This window comes from Bradyrhizobium sp. SZCCHNRI3052, assembly GCF_032484895.1.
GTDB lineage: Bacteria > Pseudomonadota > Alphaproteobacteria > Rhizobiales > Xanthobacteraceae > Bradyrhizobium.
Genome location: NZ_JAUETW010000006.1, coordinates 56,430 through 69,557, shown reverse-complemented (window position 1 = coordinate 69,557; position 13,128 = coordinate 56,430). Strand labels below are relative to the sequence as shown.

The window sequence follows — 13,128 nt, the reverse complement described above, 5'->3', positions numbered from 1 at the left end:
TCCAGACGCCGCGACGGATGTCTGACCGGATTGCGAACGACGCGGCTGGTCTGCATCGACCACAACCGGCTGGTCTGTCGCGCGCAAAAGAAAAGCCCCGCAGGGGACGGGGCTTGAAGGCAATGCATGCCGGTCGGGTGGGGGGACCCGGGCGTCTCACGCGGCGGGATGAGGTCAGGTCGCCGACGCGTGGGTCGTCCCGGATTGGTTCGGCATGCGGCTGGTGATGGTCTTGTTATCGTTATCCGTGTCCGCGCCGCCCGGCGTAAGCCGACAGGCGGCGCGGAGCGCAGCGGTCTCACTGTTCGAGCGCGGCCAGCGCAGCGTTGCCGATCTGCTGCGCCTCGGCCCAGGCAGCCTGGGTGGCCTGCTGGGCGGCGGTGTAGCCGGCCTGGATCTGCTGCTGAGCCGCGGCCCGCAGCGCCTGCTCCTGCTGCTCGCCGGTCTCGCGGGCCTGGGTCAGGGCCTGATTGTCGGCATTCAGCGTCGCATTGGCCTGGTTGAAGGCGTTGGCGGTGGTCTGCGCCTTGGCCTGGGCCGCCGCCAGTGCGGCCTGGTTGGCCGCATTGTTGGCGCGTTCGAGGACCTCGGCGGCCTCCTGTGCGTCCTGCTTGGCCTGCTGCGCGGCCTGACGCGCCTGCTCCAGCGCCTGCCGGTCGGCGTTCACCTTCTGCTCGGCCGCTTCCACCGTCGCATCGATCGTGCCGATCTTCTGGTTCAGCGCGGCCTCGACCGTCTTCTGGTTCTGGGTCGCAGCCGCCTGCGCGGCCTGGGTCTTCTGCTGGGCGACCGCGCGTGCCTGCTCGCCGGTCTTCAACGCCGCCTGCAGCGCGGCCTGCTCGGCGGCTTCCTGGGCCGCCTGGTTCTGCTGGTTGTTGTTATTGTTGTTGTTGCCGTTGCCGGCCGCCGCTCCGCCATTGTTGGCATTGCCGCCATTGTTGGCGTTGCCGGCCGCCTGGCCGGCCTGCTGGGCCGCCTTGCCGGCGGCCTCGGCCGTCTCGCGCGCGGTGTCCTTGGCGGCGTTGGCGGCTTCCTTGGCCTCGTTGGAGACGTCGATGTCCTTGTCGAGCTTCTGGAACGCGGCCTGCAGCGCGGCCGAGGCTGCCGTCAGCTTCGCAGCGTTCGCGGTCGCCGCGGCCTGGTTGGCGGCGGTCGGGTTCTTCTCGGCCTGCTCCTGGGCCTCGATCGCGGCGCCGCGTGCGTTCTGCTCGGCCTGACGCGCGACGTCGATAGCCTTGCGGTCGGCAGCGACCTGCGCCTCGGCGGCGGCGGCGGTCTGCGCGGCGGCCGCGGCCGCTGCGTTGGCCTTGGCGACGGCATCGGTGCTGCTCGACGCCGCGGCAGCCGCCTTGGCCGGCGTCGCTGCGGCTGCGGGTGTCGCGGTGGCCTTGGCGACCGCGACGGTGGTGGTCGCTGCCGCGGCGGCCGCAGCGGCCGGCTTCGCCGCGCTCGTCGTGGTGCTGGTCGCGGCTGCGGTCTTGGCCATACCGGTCGTCGTCGTTGCGGCGGTGGCGGCAGCGGCGGGCTTGGCGGCGGTCGTCGCGGCCGTGGCGGCGGCAGCGACGGGCTTGGCCGCAGCCGTGCCGGTCGTTACGGCCGCCGTCTTGGTGGTGGTGCTCGCCGCGGTCGCCGCGGCGGTGGTGGCTGCCGTGGTCGCAGCGGTGTTCGCAGCCTTGGCGGCGGCGCCGGCCGCGGCCTTCGCAGCGGCGCTGGCTGCGGCCTTCGCTGCCGCGTCGGTCGCCGCCTTCGCGGCAGCGTTCGCTGCAGCCTTGGCGGCAGCGTTTGCCGCAGCGTTTGCCGCAGCCTTGGCGGCGGCGTCCTGCGCGGCCTTGGCGGCGGCAGCGGCTGCAGCCTTGGCAGCGGCATCCTGGGCCGCCTTGGCGGCTGCCTGGGCTGCGGCCTTCGCCGCCGCCTCCTGCGCCGCCTTCGCGGCGGCGTTGGTGGTGGCCGAGGTGGCAAGGGCGGTGGTCATGGCCTGCGCATGGGCCTGATGCGGCAGCGCCGTCACCGCCAGAGCGGACATCAGGGCCAGCACGCTGACATGGCGATAGAGATCGGTCCTCGACGCCGCGGTTTGAAGATTCTTCTTATCCGCCATCAGCTCAACTCCCTTGGTACGCTGGATTGGATGATGGAACCTTTTGAAAATGATTTTGGCTTGCAGAATGGTCGGACCTTGCAAGCAGCAAGGCGTCTGCCTGCAAGCTGACGGCAGGATTTCGCGATGTTTGCGGCAAGCCGGCCGCGACGAGATGGCGCAGGGGAACAGAAAGCTTTTGAAACAAACGGTTGCAGTCGGAACGCCGGTTGCACGGTTGCGGCGGGCCGATGAGCATTTCGCGGCGAGCTATGCCGCCGCCATTGAAGATGCGACGCATTGTCGCATATGCCGTGAAAGTCGTCCGCTGTGCGAACGGCGGCTCAGCCCTTCTGGGCGTAGAGCAGCGGGACCGCGGCGTCGACCATCACCTCGACGAGGCTCGTGCCGGCATGGGCGAGGGCTCGCGTCAGCGTACCGGCGAGATCGGCGGCATGGTTCACGCGCACTGCGTCGCAGCCCATGCCTTCCGCGAGCTTGACGAAATCGAGGCCGGGCAGCTCGAGCCCGGGCACGTTGCGCACCTGCATGACCTGGCTGAACGAGCGCATCGCGCCATAGCCGGAATTGTTGATGACGACGACCGTCAGCGGCAGCCTGCGCTGCGTGGCGGTCCACAGCGCCTGCAGCGAATACATCGCCGAGCCGTCGCCGATCAGGCACACCGTGCGGCCGGTGCGACGGCCCAGCGCCATGCCGACCGCCGCCGGCAGGCTGTAGCCGAGCCCGCCGCTCGCCATCGTGTAGAACGACTCCGCGCCGGGCATTGGCATGTACTTGTGCATCACCGGCCGGTGCGAGGGGATCTCCTCGACCACGGCGCTGCCCGCCGGCAGCGCCTGCGCCAGCGTGTGCAGGAGATAGTCGACCGGAATCGGATCGGATGGCTTCGGCGCGTCGGGTAGCACGCGGCCCTTCGGCGCCGCGCGCCCGGTCTCCGGCAGCAGCTCCAGCAGCAGCGACAGCGCCGGCCGCATCGTGGCGATGATGCTGGTGCCGACCGGCGGCACCGCGGCGCCTTCGGCGTCGTCGGTGACCTGATAAAGCGTGGTGGCGCCGTCGAAGATCGCGGCGTGGCCCTCGACATGGAAGGTGAACACCGGCGCGCCGATCACGACGACGAGGTCGTGCGGTTTCAGGGCGTCGGACAATTGTCCGGGCGAGGCGTGCAGAAAGCCCTGGAATTGCGGATGGCGCTCGGGAAACGAGCAGCGCGCCGAGAACGGGCTGACCCAGACCGCGGCCTTGGCCTTCTCGGCGACCTCGACCATCAGTTCGACGCAGCCGGCGCGGTCGATGCCGGGGCCGACCACGAGCGCGGGATTCTTCGCGGCGGCAAGTGCGCTCACCAGTTCGTCCATGGCGGCGCGATCGGGGCCGAGCTCGCGGCTCACCTTGCGCGCGGTGATCGGCTGCGCCGGATGCATCCAGTCGTCGATCGGGATCGAGACGAAGGTCGGCCCGCAAGGCGGCTGCATCGCGCTGTAGTAGGCGCGGGCGATCGCGCCCGGCACGTCCTCGGGCCGCGCCGGCTCGACGCTGTATTTGACGTAAGGGCGCGGGAATTCGGACGGGCGTTCGGCATAGAGAAAGGCCTGCAGCGGTAGGATCGAGCGCGCCTGCTGGCCGGCGGTGATGACCAGCGGCGTCTGGTTGCGGTGCGCGGTGTAGATGTTGCCGAGCGCGTTGCCGACGCCGGCCGCGGAATGCAGGTTGACGAAGCCGGCATTGCGCGTCGCCTGAGCATAGCCGTCGGCCATGCCGACGACGGAAGCCTCCTGCAGGCCGAGCACGTAGTCGATGTCCTCGGGCCAGTCGCTGAGGAACGGCAGCTCGGTCGAACCGGGATTGCCGAACACCTTTTTGATGCCGAAGGCGCGCAGCAGCTCGAAGGTGGCCTGCTTGACGGTGACGGGTTTGGTTGTTGTTTTCGTTGTTTTGGCCAAAGGCGTTCCCTCGGGTGCTTTTGTGGGTCGTCATTCCGGGGCGATGCGAAGCATCGAACCCGGAAATCTCGAGCGGTTCTTCTCCCTCACCTCGAGGTTCCGGGTTCGATGCTCTGCGCCAAAATGGCTTCGCCATTCTGTCGCGACGCACCGCCCCGGAACGACAGAGTCTATGTCACCAATTCGCGATGCCCTTCATCGTCGGCTGCCGCTCGGCGTTGGCGGTCCACAGCTCCAGGCCGCCATCCTTGTCATTCGCATTCACCGAGAACGCGCTGCCCTCGAACAATGGCTGCACGCCGCGATAGGCGAACTTGGCCGGCGGCTTGCCCTTGAGTCTGGCGGCGAACTCGACCAGCAGCGCGGCCTGCAAAGGTCCGTGGAAGATCAGGCCCGGATAGCCTTCGACCCTGGTGACGTAGTCGCGGTCGTAATGGATGCGATGGCCGTTGAAGGTCAGGGCGGAATAGCGAAACAGCAGCACGGCATCGGAGACACGCGTCTCGCTGTGCTGCGCGACCGGCGGAGGCGGCGGCGCTTTTGCCGGCGCAGCCTGCGCGCCGCCCATGTCGCGATAGACGATGTCCTGGCGCTCGCGGATCGCGACGCCGCGCGGCGTCGATACGACATGCTCCACCGACACGAAGCAGAGCTGGCCGGTCGAGCCGCTCTTCAGGGTGACGTCGGTGATGGTCGAAAGGCGCGTCGCGACATCGCCGACGCGCAAGGGATCGATGAACTGCACCTCGCCGCCCGCCCACATGCGGCGCGGCAAGGGTACCGGCGGCAGGAAGCCGCCGCGGGTCGGATGGCCGTCGGGGCCGAGCTGATCGTGCGGAAACACCGGCTGGCCCAAACACCAGTGCACGGTGTAGGGCGCGATGTCGCCGGTTGTCGGTTCGCCGATCTCCTGGAACAGCGTCGCGCGCAGCCCCTTGGTGAGCTGCGGGGTGACGAGGTCGGTGGCCTCGGCGCTGCGGCCGACCCATTGCCGGAGGTGATCGAGATCGAGCGTGTCCGTCATGATCATCCCTTTCGCTGATGCGGCGAGGCCGCCTCGCCGATCGCGGGCACGGCGCCGTAACACCTGTCGTCGCCGACCACGATCGCCGCCGGTGCGGGATAGCTGACGACGCCGTTCGGCGTGTTCACCTCGATCCGCCGCAGATGCGGATGAACCGCGAGGTCGGCCATGCTGTTGACCTCGGCAAAGGCGATATCAGCGGCGGCGAGCTTCGCCAGCAGCTCGTCGCGCGACAGCGCCGCGAAGCGCTCCGCGACGATGCCGTCGGTCAGCGCACGGTTGCGCACGCGCTCGACCATGTTGGCGAAGCGCGGATCGTCCGGCAATGTGGGCTGGTCCAGCACCTTGGCGCACAGCGTCTTCCACTCGCGCTCGCTCTGGATCGAGATCAGGATGTCCTTGCCGTCCTTCGAGGTGAACACGCCATAGGGCGCGATCGAGGGGTGGGCGAGGCCGATGCGCTTCGGCGCATTGCCGGCTTCCGCGTTGAGCAGCGGCACGGTGAGCCAGTCGGCCATCACGTCGAACATCGAGATCCTGATGTCGGCGCCTTCGCCAGTGCGGCCGCGCCTGATCAGCGCCTCCAGGATCGCGGCATGCGCCGTCGCGCCGGTCGCGACGTCGACGATCGACATGCCGACGCGGGAGGGGCCGTCCGGCCCGCCGGTGATCGAGGCCAGCCCGCTCTCGGCCTGGATCAACAGGTCATAAGCCTTGCGATCGGCGTAGGGACCGGAGTCGCCATAGCCGGTGATGGTGCAGCAGATCAGCTTCGGATAGTCCTTGCGCAGCCGCTCGCGGGCAAAGCCCATTCTGTCCATCGAGCCGGGCTTCAGGTTCTGCAGCAGCACGTCGGCGCCGGCGATCAGCTTCTCCAGCTCGGCGCGACCTTCCGGTCTTGAAAGGTCGACGACGACGGAATCCTTGCCGCGGTTGAGCCACACGAAATAGCTGCTCTGACCCTTGGCGGCGGCGTCGTAGCCGCGGGCGAAATCGCCCTCGGGCCGCTCGATCTTGATCACGTGAGCGCCGGCATCGGCGAGACGCGACGAGCAGAACGGCGCGGCCACCGCCTGCTCGACGGCGACGACAATGATCCCTTCAAGCGGCAGCATGGCCCGACCTCAATACGAGCGCGGCATGCCGAGCACGTGCTCGGCGACGTAGGAGAGAATGAGGTTGGTCGAGATCGGCGCCACCTGATACAGCCGCGTCTCGCGGAATTTGCGCTCCACGTCGTATTCCTCGGCGAAGCCGAAGCCGCCATGGGTCTGGATGCAGGCATTGGCCGCCTCGAACGACGCATCGGCCGCGAGCATCTTGGCCATATTGGCCTCGGCGCCGCAGTCGAGCCCGGCCTCGTATTTGCGCGTGGCCTCCTTGACCATCAGCTCCGCGGCCCGCATCGACGCATAGGCCTTGGCGATCGGGAACTGGATGCCTTGGTTCTGGCCGATCGGGCGGCCGAACACGACGCGCTCCTTGGCATAGGCGGTGGCTTTCGCGATGAACCATTTGGCGTCGCCGACGCATTCGGCCGCGATCAGGATGCGCTCGGCGTTCATGCCGGAGAGGATATAGCGGAAGCCCTTGCCTTCCTCGCCGATCAGGTTCTCCGCCGGCACCCGCATGTCGGTGAAGAACACTTCCGTCGTGGCGTGGTTCATCATCGTCCGGATCGGGCGGATGGTGAGCCCGGCCTTCTTGGCCTCGCGCATGTCGACGATGAAGACGGAGAGACCATCGGTGCGCTTCTGCGCCTGCTCTTTCGGCGTAGTGCGCGCGAGCAGGATCATCAGGTCGGAATGCTCCGCGCGGCTGGTCCAGATCTTCTGGCCGTTGACGACATAGCTGTCGCCGTCGCGCTTCGCGACCGTCTTCAGCGACGTCGTGTCGGTGCCCGAAGTGGGTTCGGTGACGCCGAAAGCCTGCAGCCGCAACTCGCCGCTGGCGACCTTCGGCAGCCACTTCGCCTTCTGCTCGGCGGAGCCGTGGCGCAGCACCGTGCCCATCGTGTACATCTGGGCGTGACAACCGCCGCCATTGCAGCCGGCACGCTGGATCTCCTCGAGGATCGCCGCAGCGGCCGACAGCTTCAATCCCGCGCCGCCATATTCCTCGGGAATCAGCACGGAGAGATAGCCCGCCTCGGTCAGCGCATCGACGAAGGCCGAGGGATAGGCCATCTCGCGATCGAGCTTGCGCCAATATTCACCAGGGAACTGCGCGCACAGCTTGGCCACCGCGTCGCGGATATCGGCGTAATCGTCGTGCTGATGCTGGTCTGTCATGTGTTGCTCCGCCGGCCGCCGTGACGCGGCCTGGGCTCTCTCCCTGGACTTGTTTCCTGATAGCCTATGACCAAGCGGGTCACGCTTGGCAAGCTTGGAATGCCAGCGTTGCAGCCGAGCAGCCTTGCCGGAGCGACAGAGCAGGCCGCCTGCGGCGACGTTCTAGCTGACGGGAAATCCGAGATGACCGCGGAAACGGTTTTTGAGGAAGACACCGTCGCGTGCGGGCAGCGCGCGGTCAACGTGATCGGTCGAGATCGCGACGCGGGCGAAGTGCGGCCCGGAGAACGCGTGCAGCTTTGGCCGGAAGGCGTCGAGCGCCGCGCTGTCCTCGAGCGTGCTGACGGAGGGAAAGCCGGCTCCGGTCGCGATCAGCTCGAGATTTGCGCCGAGCCCGGAATGGCTCATCTGCATCCCGGTCTCGCCGAAATGGGCGTTGTCGAGCACGACGATCGAGAGATTCTTGGGCTTCTTCGCGGCTGCAGTCGCGAGGCTGCCGAGCCCCATCAGTTGTTCGCCGTCGCCGGTGATGACGACGACCGGGCGCGATGGCTGCGCCAGTGCGAGACCCAGGCCGATCATGGCCGCGCCGCCCATCGCGCCCCAGAGATAGAAGTTGGCGTCGTGATCGCCCGCGGCGAACACGTCGTAGGACGATGAGCCGAGGCCGCTGACGACCAGCAGGTCGCCACGGTTCTGCAGCAGCGCCTTGACGGCGGTGCGGCGGTCGAGCGGTGCTCCCATCACTTCGCCTCCGTCCACTTCTTGGCGCCGATCATGCGCTGGGAGATCAGCACCGCGATCGGCTGATCGCTGTCGAACGCGAGCCTCGCTGCAGCGGCCGCCATCTCGCCGGCGTCTTCGGGACGTTCCAGCCGGAACACCGTGACGCCCATGATCTCGAAGGCCGCCTGCGTCGCCTTGCCCATCGGCACCTGCCACGGATTGAACTCGGCCCACTCGCCGCGCATCGTCACGAAGGCGAGGAACGGGAAGCGGCAGCTCTGAAGCAACGACAGCATGTTGACGCAATTGCCGACGCCGCTCGACTGCATCAGCAGCACTGCGCGCTGCCCGCCGAGCCAGGCGCCGGCGGAGAGCGCGACACCTTCCTCTTCGGTGGTCAGGACCGTGGTGGCGATCGCGGGATCGTCATGGGCGAGGCCGATCAGGCGGGAATGGCCGGCGTCGGGGACGTAGCACAGCTGACGGACGTCGGCCGCCTTCAGCGCCTCGTAGATGGCGAGCGGCCAGTCGGTGGTGGGCGTGTCGGAAGCGGCCATGGCGTCCTGAGGTTCATGAGCACCGATGGTGCAGCGGATGATTTAGCCAGAAACGACCGTCGAAGCCCATTGAATCTCGTTCAACCCGCCATGCCGGATTCTCATAGGCAGCCTAGGGCCTCGTGGTCCGGCTTGGGAGGCCTCATGGTTCGAGACGCCGCTGCGCGGCTCCTCACCCTCATGGTGAGGAGCGCCGCTCGCGGCGCGTCTCGAACCATGAGGCCCCATGCGGCCGACCACGCGATCGTCATGTGGAGTGGCGGGAGCAACAGGAACTCACCCCGGGATCCGCACCGGCAGCGATTCATAGCCGCGGACGAAGCTGGAATAGACCCGCTTCGGCTCGCCCACGACCTCGATGCGGTCGAAACGCTTGAGGATCTCTTGCCAGACGATGCGCAGCTGCAACTCGGCGAGTCGCATGCCGACGCAGCGGTGGATGCCGAAGCCGAATGAGAGATGAATGCGCGGCCGCTTGCGGTCGATGATGAAGGCGTCGGGGTTCTCGATCACCTCCCCGTCGCGGTTGCCCGAGACGTACCACATCACGACGCGGTCCCCCTTCTTGATCGTCTTCCCGCCGAGCTCGGTATCGACCAGCGCGGTGCGGCGCATGTGGGCGAGCGGCGTCTGCCAGCGGATCACCTCGGGCACCATGGTCTCGATCAGCGCCGGATTGTCGCGCAGCTTCTGATACTCGGCCGGGTTCTCGTTCAACGCCAGCACCGATGCCGTCATCGTATTGCGGGTGGTGTCGTTGCCGCCGACGATGAGCAGGATCAGGTTGCCCATCAGATTGTCCGGCGTCATGTGCCGCGTCGCCTCGCTGTGCGCCATCATCGAGATCAGGTCGCGGCCGGGCTCGGCCTGACGCGCCTTCCACATCCGGCCGAAGGTCTCGGCGCATTCGCCGAGCTCGCGGCGGCGCTCCTCCTCCGACGAAACGATGCCGCTCTTGGGCAGGGCGGTGGAGACATCCGACCAGCGCGTCAGCTTGCGGCGCTCCTCGAACGGGAAGTCGAACAGGGTCGCCAGCATCTGTGTCGTCAGCTCGATCGAGACCTTCTCGACCCAGTTGAAGGTCTCGTTGCGCGGCAGCGAATCCAGCACCTTGGCCGAGCGCTGCCGGATCAGCACCGCCATCTCGTCGAGATGGTCCGGCGTGAACATCGGCTGCACGGTCTTGCGCTGCTCGCCATGGCGGGGCTCGTCCATCGCGATGAAGCTCGGCCACTCATAGCCCGGCGGCACGTCGCGGATCATGATTCCGCCATTGCTGACGTCCGACGAGAAGACCGCGTGGTTGGTATCGACATGCATGATGTCGTGATAGCGCGTCACCGACCAATAGGGCTCGATCGGCGCCTTGGTGCAGTAGTGCACGGGCGCCTCCTTGCGCAGCCGCTCGAACCACGGCCAGATCGTGTCGTTCTGGAACAGCCGGGGCGCGCCGGGATGGAAGTCCTCGATCGGCGTCGAGTAGGCCTCGAGGCGCGCGTCGCGCAGCAGATCGGCCTTATCGGAGCGAAGCGCGGCCTGGACGGTCATGGGGTGGTCCTTTGCTTGCTGCTGTTTCTTGCTGCCGTACCGATCGTACTCACGTCATCCTCCGCAAAGGCGGACGATCCAGTACGTCGAGACGTCAATCATATTGCAATATCGTTCTCCGGAATACGGGATGCCCCGCCTGCGCGGGGCATGACGGCAAAGTTGATCTGCACCGCAATCAGTTCACACTGCAATCCGTACCGGCAACGTCTCATATCCCTTCACGAAGCTCGAATAGACCCGCTTCGGCTCGTCCATCACGTCGATATGATCGAATCGTTTCAGGATCTCCTCCCAGATGATCTTGAGTTGCAGTTCGGCCAATCGCAAGCCGACGCAGCGGTGGATGCCGAAGCCAAATGACAGATGCTGGCGCGGCCTGACACGGTCGATGATGAAGTCGTAGGGACGCTCGATGGCGGCCTCGTCGCGGTTGCCCGAGACGTACCACATCACGACCTTGTCGCCTTTCTTGATCTGCTTGCCGCGGAACTCGATGTCTTCCAGCGCGGTGCGGCGCATGTGGGCGAGCGGGGTCTGCCAGCGGATGACCTCGGGGACGAAGCTGTCGATCAGCGCGGGGTTGTCCTTGAGCTTGCGGTACTGATCAGGGTTCTGACTGAGCGCATAGATGCTGCCGGACATGGTATTGCGCGTGGTGTCGTTGCCGCCGACGATCAGGAGCACGAGATTGCCGAGGAAGTTCTTCGGGTCCATGTTCCGGGTCGCCTCGCTGTGGGCCATCATCGACAGCAGGTCGCTCTTCGGCGGCTGGTTGACGCGCTCCTGCCAGAGCCGGGCGAAATAGCGCGCACAGTCCATCAGTTCGGCCTGCCGTTCGTCCTCGGTCGCGACAAGCCCATCGGGGCCGGGGATCGTGGTCGCGATATCCGACCAGCGCGTCAGCTTGCGGCGGTCTTCCCAGGGGAAGTCGAACAGCACCGCCAGCATCTGCGTGGTCAGCTCGATCGAGACGCGATCGACCCAGTCGAACACCTCGCCGACAGGCAGATTGTCCAGGCATTCGGCGGAGCGCTTGCGGATGTTGATCGCGAGCTCGTCGAGATGTGTCGGCGTGAACATCGGTGCCACGGTCTTGCGCTGCGCGGCATGGCGCGGCGGATCCATCGCGATGAAGCTCTCGCGGCGCAGGTCAGGATCGACGTCGCGAATGGTGATGCCGCCGAGCGCGGACGCCGAGGAGAACACCGCGTGGTTTGTCTCGATCTCCATGATGTCGTCGTATCGGGTGATCGACCAGTAGGGACCGAACATCGACTCCTTGCAGTAGTGCACCGGATCCTCGCGACGCAGCCGGTCGAAATAGGGCCAGTGCGTGTCGGTACGGAACAACTCCGGATGACCGGGGTCGAATTCGGCGAGCGGCAACGATGCGGCGCGGCTGGCGGCCGTGTCGTCGACGCGCTCGCCTGCTGCGGCGTGTCGCTGTGCCTCGGCCGTCGTGGTGGTCCCGTGCATGGACGTCTCCCTGATGGCCGGATTTGAGCTGTCCGGCGATGTTGGGTGCGATTACATCCTGCCCGGGAGCGCGGGGCAAGCGCGGAGTGGGGCCGCCGGGCCGGTCTTGCGTCGCAACGCTGGTATTTGTCCGGACGTCGGGCGTGACAAGCGCCACGTCACGGAATATGGCTTTGGGCGATTGTTGCAAAGCAGAAGACTAGCAGGAGGCCGCCCCATGATCGCCAACGCGCAGCGCATGTTCAATTTCGATCTCGGCGAGACCGCAGACGCGATTCGCGAGACGGTGGCGAGCTTTTCGCAAGAGCAGATCGCGCCGCGCGCTGCCGAGATCGACCGCTCCAACCAGTTTCCGCGCGATCTCTGGCCCAGGATCGGCGAGCTCGGTCTGCACGGCATCACGGTGGAGGAAGAGTATGGCGGTGCCGGCCTCGGCTATCTCGAGCACTGCATCGCCATGGAAGAGATCTCGCGCGCCTCGGCCTCGGTGGGCCTGTCCTACGGCGCCCACTCCAACCTCTGCGTCAACCAGATCCGCCGCAACGGCAACGAGGCGCAGAAGCGCAAATATCTGCCGAAGCTGATCTCGGGCGAGCATGTCGGCTCGCTGGCGATGTCCGAGCCGCAGGCCGGCTCCGACGTGGTGTCGATGAAGACCCGCGCCGACAAGAAGGGAGACCGCTTCGTCCTCAACGGCAACAAGATGTGGATCACCAATGGTCCGATCGCCGAGACGCTGGTGGTCTATGCCAAGACCGATCCGCAAGGAGGCCCGCGCGGCATCACCGCGTTCATCATCGAGAAGGGCATGAAGGGCTTCTCGACCGCGCAGAAGCTCGACAAGCTCGGCATGCGCGGCTCCGACACCTGTGAGCTGGTGTTCGAGGATTGCGAGGTCCCGGAGGAGAACGTGCTGGGGCAGGTCGGCCGCGGCGTCAACGTGCTGATGAGTGGCCTCGATTACGAGCGCGCGGTGCTCGCGGCAGGTCCGCTCGGCATCATGCAGGCCTGCATGGACGCGGTGCTACCCTACGTGCACGAGCGCAAGCAGTTCGGCCAGCCGATCGGCACCTTCCAGCTCGTGCAGGGCAAGGTTGCCGACATGTACACGACGATGAATGCCGCGCGCGCCTATGTCTATGCCGTGGCCAAGGCCTGCGATCGGGGCGAGACGACGCGTGAGGACGCCGCCGGCGCGATTCTGTTCGCCGCCGAAAAGGCGACGCAATGTGCGCTCGATGCGATCCAGCTGCTCGGCGGCAACGGCTATATCAACGACTATGCGACCGGGCGGCTGCTGCGCGACGCCAAGCTCTACGAGATCGGCGCCGGCACCAGCGAGATCCGCCGCATGCTGATCGGGCGGGAATTGTTCGAGAAGACGTCTTGAGGCGCAGACCAAGCGGTTGGCGTATGCGGGACATGCGTTCGCCAACCGGCCGGATGCAGATATTTTAGT

Annotated in this window: 11 protein-coding genes; 1 reads left to right on the top strand and 10 read right to left on the bottom strand. The window is 66.7% G+C overall.

Annotated features, from left to right (window positions below):
- Nucleotides 1–298: 298 nt before the first annotated feature.
- From QW887_RS18070 to QW887_RS18025, 10 genes are all read right to left on the bottom strand, one after another.
- A complete protein-coding gene (locus QW887_RS18070) occupies nucleotides 299–2,098 on the bottom strand; it encodes a hypothetical protein (protein WP_316194777.1) in 1,800 nt (599 codons plus the stop codon).
- A gap of 4 nt (nucleotides 2,099–2,102) precedes the next feature.
- Nucleotides 2,103–2,378, bottom strand: a complete 276-nt coding sequence (locus QW887_RS18065; RefSeq protein ID WP_316194776.1) for a hypothetical protein — start codon at nucleotides 2,376–2,378, stop codon at nucleotides 2,103–2,105.
- A gap of 43 nt (nucleotides 2,379–2,421) precedes the next feature.
- On the bottom strand, nucleotides 2,422–4,044 hold the full coding sequence (gene mdlC, locus QW887_RS18060; protein ID WP_316194775.1) for a benzoylformate decarboxylase: 1,623 nt from the start codon (nucleotides 4,042–4,044) through the stop codon (nucleotides 2,422–2,424).
- A gap of 175 nt (nucleotides 4,045–4,219) precedes the next feature.
- Nucleotides 4,220–5,068, bottom strand: coding sequence for a MaoC family dehydratase N-terminal domain-containing protein (locus QW887_RS18055; RefSeq protein WP_316194774.1), 849 nt, complete (start codon nucleotides 5,066–5,068; stop codon nucleotides 4,220–4,222).
- Between the two features lie 2 nt (nucleotides 5,069–5,070).
- Complete coding sequence (locus QW887_RS18050) at nucleotides 5,071–6,183, bottom strand: CaiB/BaiF CoA-transferase family protein (RefSeq protein WP_316194773.1); 1,113 nt, start codon at nucleotides 6,181–6,183, stop codon at nucleotides 5,071–5,073.
- A gap of 9 nt (nucleotides 6,184–6,192) precedes the next feature.
- Complete coding sequence (locus tag QW887_RS18045) at nucleotides 6,193–7,359, bottom strand: acyl-CoA dehydrogenase family protein (RefSeq protein ID WP_315713988.1); 1,167 nt, start codon at nucleotides 7,357–7,359, stop codon at nucleotides 6,193–6,195.
- Nucleotides 7,360–7,521: 162 nt separating this feature from the next.
- Nucleotides 7,522–8,103 (bottom strand): thiamine pyrophosphate-dependent enzyme, encoded by a 582-nt coding sequence (locus tag QW887_RS18040; RefSeq protein WP_315713989.1) that lies wholly within the window; start codon nucleotides 8,101–8,103, stop codon nucleotides 7,522–7,524.
- Nucleotides 8,103–8,642, bottom strand: a complete 540-nt coding sequence (locus QW887_RS18035; RefSeq protein ID WP_315752662.1) for a thiamine pyrophosphate-binding protein — start codon at nucleotides 8,640–8,642, stop codon at nucleotides 8,103–8,105. The genes QW887_RS18040 and QW887_RS18035 overlap by 1 nt, the downstream gene beginning before the upstream one ends.
- A gap of 276 nt (nucleotides 8,643–8,918) precedes the next feature.
- Nucleotides 8,919–10,190 carry a cytochrome P450 gene (locus QW887_RS18030; RefSeq protein ID WP_315713991.1) on the bottom strand — a complete coding sequence of 424 codons (1,272 nt, stop codon included), beginning with the start codon at nucleotides 10,188–10,190 and terminating at the stop codon, nucleotides 8,919–8,921.
- Between the two features lie 183 nt (nucleotides 10,191–10,373).
- Entirely contained in the window at nucleotides 10,374–11,669 is a 1,296-nt protein-coding gene (locus tag QW887_RS18025) for a cytochrome P450 (RefSeq protein ID WP_315767816.1), read from the bottom strand.
- 217 nt (nucleotides 11,670–11,886) lie between these two features.
- On the opposite strand from QW887_RS18025, the gene QW887_RS18020 reads away from it, so the two are divergent.
- Nucleotides 11,887–13,059: an isovaleryl-CoA dehydrogenase gene (locus tag QW887_RS18020; protein WP_315713993.1), complete on the top strand. Its 1,173-nt coding sequence runs from the start codon at nucleotides 11,887–11,889 to the stop codon at nucleotides 13,057–13,059.
- Nucleotides 13,060–13,128 lie beyond the last annotated feature (69 nt).